Annotated in this window: 14 protein-coding genes and 1 pseudogene; 11 read left to right on the forward strand and 4 right to left on the reverse strand. The window is 69.8% G+C overall.

All coding sequences use genetic code 11. From position 1 onward, the window contains the following. Positions 1 to 39: 39 nt before the first annotated feature. The 3 genes from AC1G9C_RS03480 to AC1G9C_RS03490 are packed head-to-tail and all read left to right on the forward strand — an operon-like array spanning position 40 to position 4,624. Positions 40 to 909 carry a branched-chain amino acid ABC transporter permease gene (locus AC1G9C_RS03480; RefSeq protein WP_122108930.1) on the forward strand — a complete coding sequence of 290 codons (870 nt, stop codon included), beginning with the start codon at positions 40 to 42 and terminating at the stop codon, positions 907 to 909. Further along, positions 906 to 3,398, forward strand: a complete 2,493-nt coding sequence (locus AC1G9C_RS03485; protein ID WP_480409455.1) for a branched-chain amino acid ABC transporter ATP-binding protein/permease — start codon at positions 906 to 908, stop codon at positions 3,396 to 3,398. The genes AC1G9C_RS03480 and AC1G9C_RS03485 overlap by 4 nt, the downstream gene beginning before the upstream one ends. After that, entirely contained in the window at positions 3,395 to 4,624 is a 1,230-nt protein-coding gene (locus AC1G9C_RS03490; RefSeq protein WP_122108932.1) for an amidohydrolase family protein, read from the forward strand. The genes AC1G9C_RS03485 and AC1G9C_RS03490 overlap by 4 nt, the downstream gene beginning before the upstream one ends. On the opposite strand, the gene AC1G9C_RS03495 is transcribed toward AC1G9C_RS03490, so the two are convergent. Further along, on the reverse strand, positions 4,621 to 5,316 hold the full coding sequence (locus tag AC1G9C_RS03495; protein ID WP_480409456.1) for a GntR family transcriptional regulator: 696 nt from the start codon (positions 5,314 to 5,316) through the stop codon (positions 4,621 to 4,623). The genes AC1G9C_RS03490 and AC1G9C_RS03495 overlap by 4 nt on opposite strands. A gap of 83 nt (positions 5,317 to 5,399) precedes the next feature. After that, a complete protein-coding gene (locus AC1G9C_RS03500) occupies positions 5,400 to 6,974 on the reverse strand; it encodes a gamma-glutamyltransferase family protein (RefSeq protein WP_480409457.1) in 1,575 nt (524 codons plus the stop codon). Positions 6,975 to 7,109: 135 nt separating this feature from the next. On the opposite strand from AC1G9C_RS03500, the gene pcaQ reads away from it, so the two are divergent. The 7 genes and pseudogenes from pcaQ (at position 7,110) to AC1G9C_RS03535 (ending at position 13,555) form a co-directional block, all read left to right on the forward strand. Beyond that, positions 7,110 to 8,042, forward strand: coding sequence for a pca operon transcription factor PcaQ (gene pcaQ / locus AC1G9C_RS03505; RefSeq protein ID WP_480409458.1), 933 nt, complete (start codon positions 7,110 to 7,112; stop codon positions 8,040 to 8,042). A 102-nt stretch (positions 8,043 to 8,144) separates the two neighbouring features. Further along, on the forward strand, positions 8,145 to 8,864 hold the full coding sequence (pcaH, locus tag AC1G9C_RS03510) for a protocatechuate 3,4-dioxygenase subunit beta (protein WP_480409459.1): 720 nt from the start codon (positions 8,145 to 8,147) through the stop codon (positions 8,862 to 8,864). An 11-nt stretch (positions 8,865 to 8,875) separates the two neighbouring features. Further along, a complete protein-coding gene (gene pcaG / locus AC1G9C_RS03515; RefSeq protein ID WP_480409460.1) occupies positions 8,876 to 9,484 on the forward strand; it encodes a protocatechuate 3,4-dioxygenase subunit alpha in 609 nt (202 codons plus the stop codon). Then, entirely contained in the window at positions 9,474 to 10,496 is a 1,023-nt protein-coding gene (gene zapE, locus AC1G9C_RS03520) for a cell division protein ZapE (RefSeq protein WP_480409461.1), read from the forward strand. The genes pcaG and zapE overlap by 11 nt, the downstream gene beginning before the upstream one ends. Further along, positions 10,490 to 11,434 carry an AEC family transporter gene (locus tag AC1G9C_RS03525; protein WP_480409462.1) on the forward strand — a complete coding sequence of 315 codons (945 nt, stop codon included), beginning with the start codon at positions 10,490 to 10,492 and terminating at the stop codon, positions 11,432 to 11,434. Before zapE ends, AC1G9C_RS03525 begins: the two co-directional genes overlap by 7 nt. Before the next feature lie 234 nt (positions 11,435 to 11,668). Further along, positions 11,669 to 12,643, forward strand: a pseudogene (locus tag AC1G9C_RS03530) (cache domain-containing protein); the annotation flags it as partial. Positions 12,644 to 12,850: 207 nt separating this feature from the next. Beyond that, on the forward strand, positions 12,851 to 13,555 hold the full coding sequence (locus AC1G9C_RS03535; RefSeq protein WP_480410384.1) for a methyl-accepting chemotaxis protein: 705 nt from the start codon (positions 12,851 to 12,853) through the stop codon (positions 13,553 to 13,555). 8 nt (positions 13,556 to 13,563) lie between these two features. Here the strand turns inward: AC1G9C_RS03535 and AC1G9C_RS03540 are convergent, their stop codons facing one another. Next, the gene (locus AC1G9C_RS03540) at positions 13,564 to 14,880 is read right to left on the reverse strand and encodes a bifunctional DedA family/phosphatase PAP2 family protein (RefSeq protein WP_480409463.1); all 1,317 of its coding nucleotides are present in this window, start codon (positions 14,878 to 14,880) and stop codon (positions 13,564 to 13,566) included. After that, the gene (locus AC1G9C_RS03545; RefSeq protein ID WP_397497859.1) at positions 14,877 to 15,593 is read right to left on the reverse strand and encodes a DNA-3-methyladenine glycosylase; all 717 of its coding nucleotides are present in this window, start codon (positions 15,591 to 15,593) and stop codon (positions 14,877 to 14,879) included. The genes AC1G9C_RS03540 and AC1G9C_RS03545 overlap by 4 nt, the downstream gene beginning before the upstream one ends. A 65-nt stretch (positions 15,594 to 15,658) precedes the next feature. Here AC1G9C_RS03545 and AC1G9C_RS03550 point away from each other — a divergent pair, with 65 nt between their 5' ends. Continuing rightward, complete coding sequence (locus tag AC1G9C_RS03550; protein WP_397497860.1) at positions 15,659 to 16,513, forward strand: class I SAM-dependent methyltransferase; 855 nt, start codon at positions 15,659 to 15,661, stop codon at positions 16,511 to 16,513. Positions 16,514 to 16,526 lie beyond the last annotated feature (13 nt).

A 16,526-nucleotide genomic window follows, 5' to 3' on the forward strand; every position in this document is an offset into this window, starting at 1 on the left:
GCCAGTCCGGCCGCGGCAGCGGCCGGTGGAGGATTTGCCATGCTTACCGCCGCAATCATCAGCGGGCTCGGCCTGGGCAGCATGTATGCGCTGCTCGCCCTGGGCTTTCACATCACCTACGTGGTGTCGCGTACCGTCAACTTCGCCCAGGGCAGCGCCATGATGATCGGCGCGGTGCTCGGCTACAGCCTCTGCGTCACCGCCGGCCTGCCCTGGTGGCTGGCGGCTGTCTTGAGCCTGGCGCTGTGCGCGCTGTACGGCCTGGCCATCGAACTGTTCCTGGTGCGGCCCTTCCATAGCCGCGGCTCTGAAGCCTGGCTGATGGCCACGGTGGCGGGCGGCATCCTGGTGGACAACCTGGTGCTGTTCAGCTTCGGCAAGGAGCCGCGTCAGTTCGACGTGGCCCTGCTGCATCAGCACCTGCAGGTGCTGGGCAGCAACGTCCAGGCGCTGCAGCTGCTGATCCCCCTGGCCGGTGCCGGCATCGCCCTGGCGCTGTACCTGGTGCGCCGCTACACGCGCCTGGGCAAGGTGCTCGAGGCCTGCGTGCAGAATCCGCGTGCGGCGCAGCTGATGGGGATTCGGGTCAACCGCGTGGTGGCCTGCGCCTTCGCCGTGTCGACGGTGTTCGCCGGCATCGCCGGACTGTTGATCGCGCCGCTGTACAACGTGCATGCCGACATGGGCACGCTGTTCGGCCTCAAGGCGTTCGCCGTGGCCATTCTCGGCGGTATCGCCAGCGCCAACGGGGTGTTCCTCGCCGGCCTGCTGTTCGGCCTGACCGAGGCGCTGATCACCCTGCAGTTCGGCTCGGCCTTCACCCAGATCTTTACCTTCGGCCTGGTCATCATCGCCCTGGCGCTGCGTCCCAACGGCCTGTTCGGCAAACAGACACTGGTGAAAGTATGAACCTGAGCAACCGCTACCTGGCGCCAAGCGGCCTGGCCGCGCTGGCGCTGCTGGGCAGCAGCCTGGCCTTCGTGCTGGACAGTTATTCGCTGCTGGTCTTCACCTTCTGTGCGCTGGTGGCCGTGGTCGGTGTCGGCCTGAACATCCTCATGGGCCTGTCCGGGCAGATTTCCTTCGGCCATATCGCCTTCTACGCCATCGGCGCCTACATCTCGGCGCTGCTGCTGATGGCCGGCTTGCCGCTGGGCCTGGCGCTGATCATCGCCGGCCTCGGCAGCGGCCTGGTCGGTGCCCTGCTGGCGCTACCGGCGCTGCGTGTCACCGGGCCCTATCTGGCGATGGTGACCATCGCCTTCGCCTTCATGGTGCACCACGGGCTGATCGAGTGGCAGTCGCTGACTGGCGGTGCCAACGGCCTGATCGGCATTCCCATGCCCGCGTTTGGCGGGCTGGACGGCAATACCGGCCTGGCCCTGCTGGCCACCGCGCTGATGGTGGCGGCACTGGCCTTCTACCGGCGTCTGCAGGGCAGCGGCTGGGGGCGGGCGATGCGCGCGGTGAAGTCGACGGAAATCGCCGCGCGTTCGCTGGGCTTCAACCCGATGCAGACCAAGACCCTGGCCTTCGCCCTGTCGGCCACCCTGACCGGTATGGCCGGCGGTCTGGTGGCGCCGCTGATGATGTTCATCAGCCCGGACTCCTTCCCCTTCTCGCAGTCGATCCTGTTCGTCCTGGCGGTGATAGTCGGCGGCAGCGGCACGCTGTTCGGCCCGGTGCTCGGGGCGCTGCTGATCGTGCTGCTGCCGGAGATGCTCTCGGGCCTGGCCGAATACCGCCTACTGATCTTCTCCATGCTCCTGCTCGCGGTGCTCTGGCTGGCGCCGCGCGGTGTGCTCGGCGCTTTGCAGCAGCGCTGGTGGCAGGCGCCGCCGGCCTACGCGCCGAAGAGTGCCAACCGTCATCTGCTGGCGCGCTGGTTCGAGCGCAGCGGTGGTGAGGCGCAAGGACTGCAGGTGCGCGACGTCGGCATCCGCTTCGGCGGCGTGCAGGCGGCCAGCGCGATCAGCTTCAGTGCCGAGCAGGGCAGCATCACCTCGGTGATCGGCCCCAATGGCGCCGGCAAGACCACGCTGCTAAATCTGATCAGCGGCTTCTACGCCCCCGATTCCGGGCAGATCGAACTGGAGCAGCAACTGGCTGGCCTGCCGGCCTGGAAGATCGCCCGCGCCGGTATCGCCCGCACCTACCAGACCACCCAGTTGTTCGGTGAGATGAGCGTGCTGGAGAACCTGCTGGCGGCCATGCAGCAGGGCCAGCTTGGCCTGCCGCTGGCGCGCCCGCCGGCCGAGCAGGAAGAGCTGGCGCTGAACCTGTTGGCGCTGGTGGGCTATCGCGGCTCGGTGACCTGCGCGGCGGACGATCTGCCACATGTCGACCGGCGTCTGGTGGAAATCGCCCGCGCCCTGGCTAGTCGGCCGCGGGTGCTGCTGCTCGACGAGCCGGCCGCTGGCCTCAGCCGTAGTGATACCGACCGCCTGGCCGGGCTGTTCAAGACCCTGGCCGGCTTCGGCATCGCGGTGATCCTGGTGGAGCACGACATGCCACTGGTGATGGCGGTGTCACAACGCATCCTGGTGCTCGATGCCGGCCGTCCGATTGCCTGGGGCACCCCGGACGAGGTGCGACAGGACCCGCGGGTGGTCGCCGCCTACCTGGGCAGCACCGACTACCAGGCGCAGCCGCGCGGCGCGGCCTGGGACGGCAGCCGCGACGCCATCCTGTTCGTCAAGGACCTGGTGGTCGACTACGGCGCAGCGCCGGTGGTGCAAGGCGTGGATCTGCTGGTCAATCCCGGCGAGCTGGTGGCGATTCTCGGCGCCAATGGCGCCGGCAAGTCGAGCATCCTGCAGTGCCTGGCAGGGCTCAAGCGGCCGTCTTCGGGCCTCGTGGTGCTGGACGACGTCAATATCGAGAAGGCCGAGGCCAGCGCCATCGCCGCGCGCGGCCTGGCCCTGGTGCCGGAAGGCCGGCAACTGTTCCCCCAGCTCAGCGTGCGCGACAACCTGCTGCTGGGCGCCTACACCCGTACCGACCAGGTGGATGCCGAGGTCGAGATCGAGGCCATCCTGCGCCGCTTCCCGCGCTTGCGCGAGCGCCTGGACAGCCCGGCCGGGCTGCTTTCCGGCGGCGAGCAGCAGATGGTCGCGGTGGGCCGCGGGCTGATGGCCAAACCGCGCATCCTGCTGCTCGACGAGCCCTCGCTGGGCCTGGCGCCGGCGATGATCGCCGAGCTCTACGATGCCCTGGCGAGCCTGCGCGACGAGGGCGTGACCCTGCTGCTGGTGGACCAGATGGCCAACCTCGCACTGCAGGTGGCCGACCGTGCCTACGTGCTGGAGACCGGGCGCATCGTCAAATCCGGCAGCGCTGCCGAGCTGCGCAACGACCCCGAGCTGGAAGCCGCCTACCTGGGGGAGAGCGCCGCATGAGTGCGTGGTATCTGCACAACCTGCGTTTGCCGGACGCGCCCACCCGCCTCGCCGAGCTGCGGGTGGAACGGGGCCGCTTCGTCGATGCCTTCAGCGCCGACGCCTGCCCGCGCGAGCTGGACCTGGGCGGCGGCCTGGTGCTGCCGGGGCTGATCGAAACCCATATCCACCTGGACAAGGCCTGCATCCTCGAACGCTGCAACCTGCGCGCCGGTACCCTGGCCGAGGCCATCGCCGAGACCTCGGCGGCCAAGGCCGGCTTCACCGAGGCGGATGTCTACCAGCGCGGCGCACGAGTGCTGGAGCTGGCCATCGCCCAGGGCACCATGCATATGCGCACCCACGTCGAGATCGACCCGCAGATCGGCCTGACCGGTTTCAACGCGGTGCGCCGGCTGCAGGCCGACTACGCCTGGGCGCTGGACCTGCAGCTCTGCGTGTTCCCCCAGGAGGGCCTGCTCAACAATCCGGGCACCGAGGCGTTGCTGTGTCAGGCGTTGGCGCAGGGCGCCGAGGTGCTCGGCGGCTGCCCCTATACCGACAGCGATCCGCATGGGCAGATTCGCCGCTTGTTCGAGCTGGCGGTGGCGCACGATTGCGATCTGGACTTCCACCTGGACTTCGACCTCGACCCCGCGGGCATGACCCTGCCCGAGGTGCTGCGCTGTACCGAGCGGCACGGCTGGGGCGGCCGGGTTACCGTCGGTCATGCGACCAAGCTGTCGATGCTGGCGGCCGAGCCGCTGCAGGCGATCACCGCGCAACTGGCCGCGGCCGGGGTGCAGGTGACCTGCCTGCCGAGCACCGACCTCTACCTCGGCGGCCGCCAGTGCAGCCATGGCAAACCGCGCGGCCTGGCGCCGCTGGAGCGCTTGCACGCCGGCGGGGTGACCTGTTCGCTGTCGACCAACAACCTGGGCAACCCCTTCACCCCCTACGGCGACGCCTCGCTGATCCGCCAGGCCAACCTCTACGCCAACGTCGCCCAGCTCGGCACCCACGCCGAGCTGCAGACCTGCCTGGGCTGGATCTCCAGTGATTCGGCGCGCCTGCTGCGCCTGCGCGACTACGGCCTGGCACCGGGTTGCCGGGCGGACTTCATCGTCCTCGATGCGCCGCACCCGGCCGCGGTGATCGGCGAACTCAGCCCGCCGCTGCTGGGCTTCAAGAACGGTCGGCAGACCTTCGTACGGGAACGGCCACGGCTGCTGCGCCCGAGTGATTAGAGCTCGGCGAGCGCCTCGCGCAGGTTGACCTCGGCGTTCTGCTCCTGATGCAGGGCCAGCTGGCCTTCCAGTTCGTCGAGGTGTTCGATCATCAGCGCCACGGCCTGCTCGCGCTGGCCGGCGGCGAGGGCGTCGAGCACCTGCTGGTGCTCGTCCGAGGCGCAAGAGGGCACGTCGTTGCGCTGGTACAGGGCGACGATCAGCGAGCTGCGCACCATCAGGTTGTCGAGGATGTCGCGCAGCACCGCGTTGCCGCAGATCTCGCCGAGCATGCGGTGGAACTCGCTGAGCTCGCGGACGATGGCGCGGCGGTCGCTGCTGCTGGTGGCGGCGCGTTCCTTGGCCATCTGCGCGGCGATGCGCTCGGCATGCTGCTGCATGATCGCCGGGGTGATCGCCTCGACTATGGCGCGCTCCACCGCGCGGCGGGCGGCGAACACATCGCGCGCCTCCTGGGCGCTGGGTTGCGCGACCAGGGCGCCGCGGTTGGGCTCGATGGTGACGATCTTCTGCATCGCCAGGCGTTGCAGGGCCACCTGCACATGGTTGCGGTTGGCCTGCAGCGACTCGACGATCTGCGCCTCGATCAGGCGCATGCCGGGCGGCAGGCGATGCTGGGCAATGGCCTTGGCCAGCGCATCGACGATGCGCTGCACCTCCTGCTGTTTGGCGGTCACGGTCTTCTCGGCCATCGAATCAACGCTCTTGCGGGCAATGGCGGCCATTATCGCCAGTGCCGCCGGCTCCGGTAAATCCGTGGCGTCGCCGGCGCCGCTCAAGCGCGCTGGCCCAGCGCATCGCCCTGGCCGCGCGGGTCGTGCATCGCCTGGCGCCTGCCGTCGCGGCCGATGGCGATGATGCCGGCCTGGCCGGTGTAGGGGCTGAGGGCCGGGATGCGCTCGACCTGGTGTCCCAGGCGCTCAAGTTCAGCCATCACCGCCTCGCCCGCCGGCGCCTCCAGCTTGAGGTTGTCGGTGCTGTCGAAGAAGCTGCGCCCGAGCAGAAAGCGCGGCATGTGCAAGGCCTGGTCGATGGGTTGCTGGAAATCGATCAACTGGCTGGCCAGCACCATCTGCGTCTGCGGCTGGCCATCGCCGCCCTGGGTACCGAAGAACCAGCGGCGGCCGTCGTCGGCCAGGTAGCAGGACGGGTTGAGGGTGTGCGCGGGGCGCTTGCCCGGCGCCCAGGCGTTGGCATGCTGCGGGTTGGCATTGAAGCCGGCGGCGCGGTTCTGCCAGAGCACACCGGTGTCGCCCAGCACGCAGCCGGAGCCGAAGTCGTGGAACAGGCTCTGGATCAGGCAGGCGCTGCGCCCTTCGGCATCGCAGGCGGCCATCCAGATGGTGTCGGCCGGGCGACCGGGTTCGGCCCAGGGCTGGGCGCGCTGGTCGTCGATGGCGGCGGCGTAGCGCGCGGCCATGGCGTCGTCGAGGCTGGCGGCCCAGGACCAGTCGCGGTGGCGCGGGTCGCACAGTTCGGCGTTGCGGCGCAGCAGGCCCTGTTTGATCGCCTCCACCAGCCAGTGGTAATAGCGCGCGCTGCCGTTGCCGCAGTCGCCCAGCGCACGGCTGCGCAGCGCCAGCATGGCCTGCAGGGTATACAGGCCCTGGCAGGGCGGGGCGACGTTGTAGAGGGTGCCCTGGCGGTAGCGGATGCTGATCGGCGCGGCCAGTTCGGCGCGGGTGGCGGCCAGGTCCTCGCCGCTCAGGCCGCAGTCATGCGCCTGGAAGGCTTCGCTGAAGGCCTGCGCCAGCTCGCCGCGGTAGAACTCGTCGAGCCCCTTGCGCGCCAGGTGGCGCAGGCTGTCGGCCAGGCGCGGCTGGCGCAGGGTGTCGCCGGGGGCGAGCCAGCGGCCTTCGGCGGTCTTGCACAGCGGGTGGAGGTCCGGCAGCTGGTCGATCAGCTCGCAGCGATAGTCCTGCCAGAACAGTTGCGAGTCGGAGACCGGGTGGCCGTGCTCGGCATGATGGATGGCTTGCTCGAACAGATCCGCCCAGCCCAGACGCGAACCCCATTGCTGGCGACTGATATCGGCGGCCAGTTGCCAGCTGGCGATGGCGCCGGCGGTGGTGGCCAGGGCGCTGGGGCCGCGCAGGCCGATGCTGCCGCCTGCCGGCAGACGCTGGCCGGCCTGGCCGATCCCCACAATGGTGCGCACTTCGCGGTCATGGAGCAGCCACAGGGCATCGCCGCCGATGCCGGTCATGTGCGGGTAGACGGCGGCCAGGGTGGCGCTGGCGGCGAGCATGGCGTCGATGGCGCTGCCACCGGCATCGAGCATGGCCAGGCCGCTGCGGGTGGCGGCGGGGTGGGGGGTGCAGATCACGCCGCGGGTGGATTCGGCCAACATGGGAGGCTCCTGGCTAGCGAACAATGAAATATTGCTAGCAATTTATGCAGGAGCCATGCCGCCTCGTTTCCCGCAGCGCTTGGGCGGCGGCGGCGCTTTGCGGCATGATCGGCCCATTCCCATTCGGTGCCCGCGATGAACATCGACACCCGCATCAAATTCCGCCACCTGCTTTGCTTTCTCGAGATCGCCCGTCAGCGCAGCTTCGCCAAGGCCGCCGATGCCCTGGCGGTGAGCCAGCCGGCGATTTCCAAGACGCTCAAGGAGCTGGAGGAGATCCTCGCCGCCAGCCTGTTCGAGCGCGGCAAGAGTGGTGTCAGCCTGACCCCGGCCGGGGTGGCCTTCATGCGCTACGCCGGGCCCTGCGTGCAGGCGCTGCGCGACGGGGTCAACAGCCTGCGCGGCGGCGAGCACGAGGCCGGCCAGGTGCGCGTCGGCGTGCTGTCCACCGTCGAGAGCCTGCTGATTCCCGAGGTGGTGCGGCGCCTGCACGAGCGCCAGGCGGCGCTGGTGGTCAGCGTCGCCACCGGGCCGGGCGCCTACCTGCTCGGTCAGTTGCGCGTCGGCGAGCTGGACCTGGTGGTCGGCCGCATGACCGACAGCCCGGACATCCAGGGCCTGACCTTCGAGCACCTGTACAGCGAATCCATGACCCTGGTGGTGCGCCCCGGTCACCCGTTGCTGGCTGCCGGCGCCGCCGCGCTGGGACAGCTTGGCGATTACCCGCTGGTGCTGCCGACGGCGGGCACCACCATCCGCAAGCATGCCGACAGCCTGTTCGTGCAGTGCGGAGTGACGCCGTCGCGGCAACGCCTGGAGACCCTGTCGCCGGCGCTGAGTCGGCGCTACGTGCTGTCCGGCGATGCGCTGTGGGTGGCGCCGCAGGACGCGGTGTGCCTGGACGTGCAGCGTGGCGAGCTGGTCGAGCTGCAGCTGGGCGTGCAGGAACCGGGCGGTTCGGTGGGCATCTGCCGCAACGGCGCGCTGGCCTTGCCGCTGGCCGCCGAGCAGTTCTGCGCGGCGCTGCGTGAGGTGGCCGAGGCCTACTGCGAGGGGCTGTTTTCATAACCATTTGGTTATGCATTGGCGGCGTCTTTTCAATGTTCCCCGCGTGCGCTTTGCCGGACACTGTGGCCACTGACTCCACAATAGCCACAACAGGAGCGCACCATGCCTGCCGAGGACAATCGCCGTTTCGTCATTCGTGACCGCAACTGGCACCCCAAAGCCCTGACGCCCGATTACAAGACCTCCATCGCCCGTTCGCCGCGCCAGGCGCTGGTGAGCATCCCGCAGTCGATCTCCGAAACCACCGGCCCGGACTTCTCGCACCTGGAGTTCGGCGAGCACGACAACGACCTGCTGCTCAACTTCAACAACGGTGGCCTGCCCATCGGCGAGCGCATCATCGTTTCCGGGCGGGTGATGGATCAGTACGGCAAGCCGATCCCGCACACCCTGGTAGAAATGTGGCAGGCCAACGCCGGTGGCCGCTACCGGCACAAGAACGACCGCTACCTGGCGCCGCTCGACCCCAACTTCGGCGGTGTCGGCCGTGCCCTGACCGACAGCGAAGGGCGCTATATCTTCCGCACCATCAAGCCCGGCCCCTACCCCTGGCGCAATGGCCCCAACGACTGGCGCCCGGCGCATATCCACTTCTCGCTCAACGGCCCGTCGATTGCCACGCGGCTGATCACCCAGCTGTATTTCGAGGGCGATCCGCTGATCCCGCTGTGCCCGATCGTCAAGTCCATCGCCAACCCGGACGCGGTGCAGACGCTGATTGCCAAGCTCGACATGAGCACGGCCAATCCAATGGATTGCCTGGCGTACCGTTTCGACATTGTCTTGCGCGGCCAGCGCCAAACCCATTTCGAGAACAAGTGAGGAGGATGACCATGCCTGTTGAATTGCTGCCGGAAACCCCTTCTCAAACCGCCGGCCCCTACGTGCACATCGGCCTGGCCCTGGCCGCGGCCGGCAACCCGACCCGCGAACAGGAAATCTGGAACCAGATGGCGGGGCCCGACGCGCCCGGCGAGCACATCCTGCTGGTCGGTCACGTCTACGACGGCAACGGCCATCTGGTGCGCGACGCCTTCCTCGAGCTGTGGCAGGCCGACCACCAGGGCCGGTACGACGAGGCTTACGACCAGAACAAGGCGTTCAACGGTTTCGGTCGTACCGCCACCACCTTCGATGCCGGTAGCGAGTGGACCGCCTATACGATCAAGCCGGGCGTGGTGCGCAACGCCGCCGGCGTGGCGATGGCGCCGCATGTCAACGTCGCGCTATTCGCTCGCGGCATCAATATCCACCTCAACACCCGGCTGTACTTCGAAGACGAGGCCGAGGCCAACGCCAAGGACCCGGTGCTCAACCTGATCGAACAGCCGCAGCGCCGCGAGACGCTGATCGCCAAACGCTGCGAGGTGGACGGCAAGCCGGCCTACCGCTTCGACATCCGCATCCAGGGCGAAGGCGAGACCGTGTTCTTTGACTTCTGAGCTGGCCGCGCAGGCCGTTCGCCTGATCGAGGCGCGCGGCCTGCAACTGGACGAGGCCCAGACGCGCATGCTGGCGCGCCTGGGCGACTGGCTGCAGGCGCGCCTGCGGCCGTCTGCCTGGCTGCGCCGGCCCGCCGCCGGTGCCTACCTGTGGGGCGGCGTCGGGCGCGGCAAGAGCCTGCTGCTCGATGCCCTGTTCCAGGCCGCGCCGGTCGCAGCCAAGCGGCGCCTGCATGTGCACGCGTTGCTGCAGGAGGTGCAGCGACGTGCGCTGACCCACGGCGGGCAGGCCGATCCGCTGGCACGGGTGGCCGCGGCGCTGGCGAGCGAGACGCAGCTGTTCTACCTCGACGAGTTCCACGTGCACGACATCGGCGATGCGATCCTCCTCGGGCGCCTGCTGCAGCACCTGCTGAGCCTGGACTGCATCCTGCTGCTGAGTTCCAACTACGCGCCCGCCGGACTCTGCCCCAATCCGCTCTACCACAGCCGTTTCAAGCCCTTCGCCGAGCTGCTGCAGCGCCATTGCCTGGTGCTGCGCCTGGACGACGGCCCCGATTACCGCCCGCTGAGCACGCGGCATTGGGGGCGTTACCTGCAGGGCTCGGGCGCTCTGTTCGGCGCGTGCCTGGGCTGGCGCGCGGCGGCGCAGCAGGTGGCGCTGGGGCGGCGTAGCCTGACGGCCTGGGCGGCGGACGAGCGCGGCCTGTGGCTGGACTTCGCCGCGCTGTGCCGCCAGCCGTTGGCCAGCGCCGACTACCTGGAGCTGTGCCGGCGTTTCGCCCGTATCGCCGTCGGCGAATTGCCGCCGCTCGGGCGCTGCTCGGCGGACGAGCAGCAGCGCCTGGTCAACTTCGTCGATATCGCCTACGACGCCGGCATCGAGCTCTGGCTGCAGGGCGAGGCCAGCCTGGCGACGCTGTGCGCCGGCGTCGGCCACCTCGACTTCGCCCGCACCCGCTCGCGCCTGGCGCAGCTGCGCGTGGAACGCCCGGAGCGCCTGGCATGCTGACGGTGCTGGGGATCACCGCGCCGATCTTCATCCTTATCGGCCTGGGGTTTCTCTCGGTGCGCGGCGGCCTGCTCAGTCGCGAGCAGATGCGCGGCCTCGGCGTCTTGGTGATCAACTTCGCCCTGCCGGCGCTGCTGCTCAAGGCGCTGACCGAGCGGCGCCTCGACGAGGTGCTCAACTGGCCCTATCTGGCCGCCTACGCGCTGGCCTCGCTGAGCCTGTTCGCCGCCGGTTTCGCCGTGGCGCGCTGGTGGCGCGGGCAGGGCCAGTCGGCCAGCGCCATCCTGGCCATGGGCATGTCGGTGTCCAACAGCGGTTTTATCGGCTACCCCATCGCCGTCATGGTGCTTGGCCAGACCGCGGCGGTAGCCATGGCCCTCGGCATGCTGGTGGAGAATCTGCTGCTGATCCCGCTGGCCCTGGCCCTGGCCGAAGCCGGCGCGCAGCGCGGCAACGGCGGCTGGGCGCTGGTGCGCGAAACCGGCCTGCGCCTGGCGCGCAACCCGCTGATCCTGGCCATCGGCCTCGGCCTGCTGCTGTCGTTGCTGCAGATCCGCCTGCCGGCCGTGCCGTTCAAGGTGGTGGACATGCTCGCCAGCGCCTCGGCGCCGGTGGCGCTGTTCGTCATCGGCGGCAGCCTGTACGGCCTGAAGACCCGCGGCATGGCGGCGGACGTGACCCAGGCCGCGCTGGGCAAGCTGATCCTGCATCCGCTGGCGCTGCTGGTGGCCTTCCTCCTGCTGCCGGGGGTGGAGCCGCAGCTGATGGTGGCCGGGCTGCTGTTCGCCAGTGCGCCGATGATGAGCATCTACCCCATCCTCGGCCAGCGCTTCGGCCTCGAGGAGCGCTGCGCCGCGGCCCTGGTGGCGGCCACCGTGCTGGCCTTCTTCAGCATCAGCGGCCTGCTGGCGCTGCTGACGCTGGTAGGTTGGCGCTGAGCGCAGCGAAGCCCGACGGGGCGCGCAGGGTGCGCCGCCCGCTGCGCGGCTGTCGGCTAACTGCCGGGCGGCGATCAAGCTTGGCGCGGCGTTGCCGATACGCCGGTCAGCGGTCATGGATTTACAAATTGTGAACAATTCTGTATCCAGTCGCTCGTCCTGATTCCAACAATAAGCGGGAGACTCCCCATGCGCCTCTGGCAACGCAGCATTCAGTGGCAGTTGATCCTCAGCATGGGCGCCGCCCTGCTGGCCAGCATCCTCATCGTGGTCGGCATCTACTCGGCGGTGGTCGATCGCCTGACCGAACGCTACCTGGTGGAGGAGGCTTTACCGGCGCGGGTGTTGGCGATCCGCAACGACCTCGAGCGGGTGCTCACCGCGCCGATCACCGCCAACGCCTCGATCGCCGAGAACAGCCTGGTGCAGGACTGGCTGGCGGCCGGCGAGGACGAGGCGCGGCGCGACGAGTTCGCCCGCTACCTGGAGGGCGTGCGCGCCCAGCAGAACGCCATGACCACCTCCATCGTCGGCCTGGCCAGCGGCAACTACACCACCGGCGAGGGGCTGATGCGCACCCTCGACCGCAACCAGGCGGAGAACCAGTGGTTCTATCGCCTGGTCGACGGCGATCGCGACCGGGTGCTGGAAATCGACATCGACAAGGGTACGCGTCAGCCGACCCTGTTCATCAACCAGCGCATCAAGCAGGGCGGCAAGACCCTCGGCGTGTCCGGCCTGGGCTACGACCTGGCGGACATGTCGAAGATGATCAGCGAGTTCCGCTTCGGCGAGCGCGGCCAGGTGTTCCTGGTCGACGGCCAGGGCGGGGTCAAGGTGCATCCGCGCTCCGAGCTCAGCGGCAGCGGCCAACTGGAGCAGCTGTTCGGTGCCGAGGCGGCGCGCCAGGTGCTGCTCGGCGACGGCCGTGCGGTGCGTTTCGAGCGCGACGGCGAGGCCTTCCTGGCGGTGGCGCAGAAGTTCGCCAGCCTCGACTGGCTGCTGGTCAGCGAGGTGCCGGAGGCGGAAATCTACGCCGAGGCGCGTCAGGCGCTGCTGCTGACCAGCCTGATCGGCGTCGCCGTGGCGCTGCTGTTCCTCGGCCTGGTGGTGCTGCTGGCGCGCGGCCTGGTGCGGCCGATCCGCCAGGTGACCCAGGCGCTGGTGGAAATCGGTGGCGGCGGCGGCGACCTGACCCGGCGTCTCGACGAGTCGCGTGGCGACGAGCTGGGCGACCTGGCGCGTGGCTTCAACCGCTTCCTGGCCAGCCAGCGCGAGCTGATCGGCGAGGTGCTGGCCACCAGCGAGCGCCTGCGCGGCGCGGTCGGCCAGGTCGCCCAGGTGGTGGAGAACACCGCCGGGCGTGCCGGCCAGCAGCAGGAAATGACCGATATGGTGGCCACCGCGGTGCACGAGATGGGCCTGACCGTGCAGGAGATCGCGCGCAACGCCAGCAGCGCCGCGCAGTCCTCGCACAGCGCCCGCGACGAGGCGCAGCAGGCGCGCCAGGTGGTGCGCCAGTCCATCGGCCATATCGAGCAGATGTCCGCCGATATCGGCACCGCCGCCGGCGCGGTGGCCGAGCTGGCCGAGCAGGTGGCGTCCATCGACCAGGTGCTGGCGGTGATCCGCGGCATCTCCGAGCAGACCAACCTGCTGGCGCTGAACGCCGCCATCGAGGCGGCGCGCGCCGGCGAGATGGGCCGCGGCTTCGCCGTGGTGGCCGACGAGGTGCGCACCCTGGCCAGCCGCACCCAGGCCTCCACCGACGAGATCCAGCAGATGATCCAGCGCCTCAAGCACGGCGCCGAGGCCGCGGTCAGCTCGATGCACGCCGGCCAGGCAGCCACCGGCACCGGGGTCGAGGCCAGCCAGCGCACCGGTCAGTCGCTCGGCGCCATCACCGCGCAGGTGGAGGCGATCAGCGACATGAACACCCAGGTGGCGGCGGCCACCGAGGAGCAGAGTTCGGTGACCGAGGAGATCAACCGCAACGTGCAGGGCATCGCCGACCTGGCCCACGCCACCGCCGGCGAGGTGCGCGCCTGCCGCGAGGACTGCCAGACCCTCAGCCGCCTGGCCGACGACCTGGCCGGGCAGATGGGCAAGTTCCGCCTGTAGCGGCCTCTCTAGTAGCTGTAGCGCAGCACGGCGGCGGACAGGTGCCAGGTGGCCATGCCGCCGAGCAGCGCCAGGCAGGCCGGCAGCAGCAGCCACCAGAGCCGCGCCGGTAGCGCCGTCAGCGTCTGCCGGCGCTGGCTGGCGGCCAGGCTCAGGCCGCACACGGCGCAGGCCAGCAGGGCGCCGGCGATGATGTCGCTGGGCCAGTGCACGCCGAGGTAGACCCGCGACAGGGCGATGGCCAGCGCCGGCAGGCTGGCCAGCAGCAGCCAGGCCAGGCGCAGCCGTGCGCCCTGGCCGCGGCCGGCCAGCACGCCGAGCACCAGGAAGAAGGCGAAGGCCGCCGAGCTGTGCCCGCTGGGGAAACTGAAGCTGGTCAGCGGTTCGCTGAGGATGCCCGGCCGGGCGCGGGCGAAGCCGTTCTTCAGCGCGCCGTTGGCCAGCGCGGTGCACAGCAGGGTGGCGCCGGCGAACAGTGCCGGCCGCCACTGCCGGGCGAGCAGCAGCAGGCCGCACAGCAGGATGGCGGCGGCCAGCTGGGTGCGCAGGTCGCCGAGCCGGGTGAGCAGCACCATGGTCGCGTCCAGATGGGCCTGGCGCTGCTCCTGCACCAGGGTCATCAGGCCCTGGTCGAGGGCGTCCAGGTGCGGCCAGCCGAGCATCAGGGCCAGCAGCAGGAGCAGGCTCAGGCCGCCGCCGAGCAGGCAGGCGTAGCGCTTCTCGGCCAGGCTGGCCTGCACCGTCAGCAGCAGGATCAGGCCGATGCCGGCCAGCAGAATCGCCGCCTCGCTCCAGAAACCCTCGGCCATCGGCAGGCGCAGCGCGGCGCCGGTGGCCCAGCCGGGCAGCAGGTAGGCCACCGCCCAGCCGGCGGCGGCCAGCAGGCTGATGGCGATAAAGCGCGGCAGCGGCATGCCGAGCATGCCGGCGGCCAGCGGCAGCATCGGGCGCAACGGGCCGATAAAGCGCCCCACCAGCAGGCTGGCCATGCCGTAGCGCTGGAAATACAGCTCGGCGCGCAGCACCCACTCCGGGTGGCGGCGCAGCAGCGGCAGGCGCGGGATGTCCTCTTTGAAGCGGCGGCCGAGGCTGTACGACAGCAGGTCGCCGCACAGGCCGCCGGCATAGGCCAGCAGCAGGGTCTGCCACAGCGTCAGCACGCCGCTGCCGGCCAGCAGGGCGACGCTGAACAGCAGCAGCACACCGGGCAGGAGGATGCCGACCAGGGCCAGGCACTCGAACAGGGCGATGAGGAAGATGGCCAGTCCCAGCCACTCGGGGTTGCCGCCCAGCCAGTCGGTGAGGTGTTCCAGCCAGGCGCTCATGGCGCGTCTCCTGCGTTCGGCAACAGGCGGTAATCCTGGCCTTCGACCTGGCCGCGGCGCAGCGGGTTGCGCGTGCAGTGGCGGGCGAAGGCGGCATCGACGAAGCGGTAGGGCAGGTGTTCGTCGCGGCCCTGGGGGATGCCCAGGCGCGCGCACTGCACGATGCGCTGCGGCCGCTCGCCGACATCCTCGACGAACAGGCGCTGCGGGTCGAAGCGGCGCGCGTCCCAGTCCGCCACCTTGAGGCCCAGTGCCTTGCACAGCAGGGTTTGGCCGGCGCACAGACGCTGCGGCGGGCGCGGCGAGCCGTCGCTGGCCGGGTTGTTGCGCTGCATCGCCGCCAGCGCCGGCTCTCCGCTGACGGCATCCAGCCAGGGCAGTGCGGATTTGATCAGCACCGCGTTGCCCGGACCATGGGCGCTGAAGTTCAACGAGTCGCCGCCGCGCGCGTAATACATGTAGATGTGCCCGCCATCTGCGAACAGCGCCTTGCGTTTCTCGGTGTAGCCGAGCGAGGCGTGGCTGCCCTTGTCGACCAGGTAATAGGCCTCGGTCTCGATGATCCGTGCGCTGAGCCAGAGCGCGCCGACGCGGTGGCGGATCACCTTGCCGAGCAGCTCACGCGCCACCAGCTGGGCATCGCGGTCGAAGAAGGCGTCGGCCAGCGGGCGGGCCTGCGGCCAGGGCAAACTAAGGGTGGGTTCGGTGGGCATGGGCTGTCGTAGGGGCTCGCGGCGGCTTAGGCTGGGCCGCGAGCATAACAATAAGAGCCTTAAAAATGCCTGAACGCAGCCGTGCCAGCAGCGCCCATATCAGCCCGTCCGCGCACTACACCGGTTACGTCTGGTACCGCCACCGCCTGGCCGAGCCGGCCTTCGTCACCGCCTTCGGCCGTTTCGTGCACAAGCTGTTGTGGCCCGTTACCTGGGGCGCACGGGTCGGCTTCGGCCTGGATATCGAGGCCTTCCTGCTGCAGCGCCACCTGCAGATCGATGCGCAGCTCACCGCCGCCATCGAGCAGGGCGGTGTGCGCCAGGTGGTGGAAATCGCCTGCGGCCTGTCGCCGCGCGGCCGGCGCTTCTGCGCGCGTTATCCGCAGCTGCGTTATGTCGAGGCGGACCTGCCGGCCATGGCCGCGCGCAAGCGCCTGCTGCTGCACGGCGAGGGCTGGCTGGGTGGCGAGCACCAGGTGCGCGCGGTGGATATCCTCGCCGAGCAGGGCCGTCACAGCCTGGCCGCGCTGTTCGCCGAGCTGGATCGCCGGCAGCCGGTGCTGGTGATCACCGAGGGGCTGGTCAACTACTTTCCGCTGGCGCTGATCGAAGGCTTCTGGAGCCGCCTGGCCATTGAGCTGCGCGGTTTCGCCGGCGCCACCTACCTGACCGAGCTGTACCCGGACCTGCGCGAGCATCCGCGCTATCGCCAGCTGCGCTGGGGCGTCGAGCTGATCGGCCGGCTGACCCGTGGCAGCTACCCGCTGCATTACCGCGATCATGGCGAGATAGTGGCGGGCTTCCAGCGTTGCGGTTTCGCCACGGTGCAGGTCTTCGACCCCAGCGCCGATGCGCTCAGCCTGGGCCTGCCGCCGGCGCGGGTGCCCGGGCTGGTGCGGGTGATTCAGGCGCAGGTGTAGGGCGACCCGAGGG

This window comes from Pseudomonas sp. ABa2 (assembly GCF_056676075.1).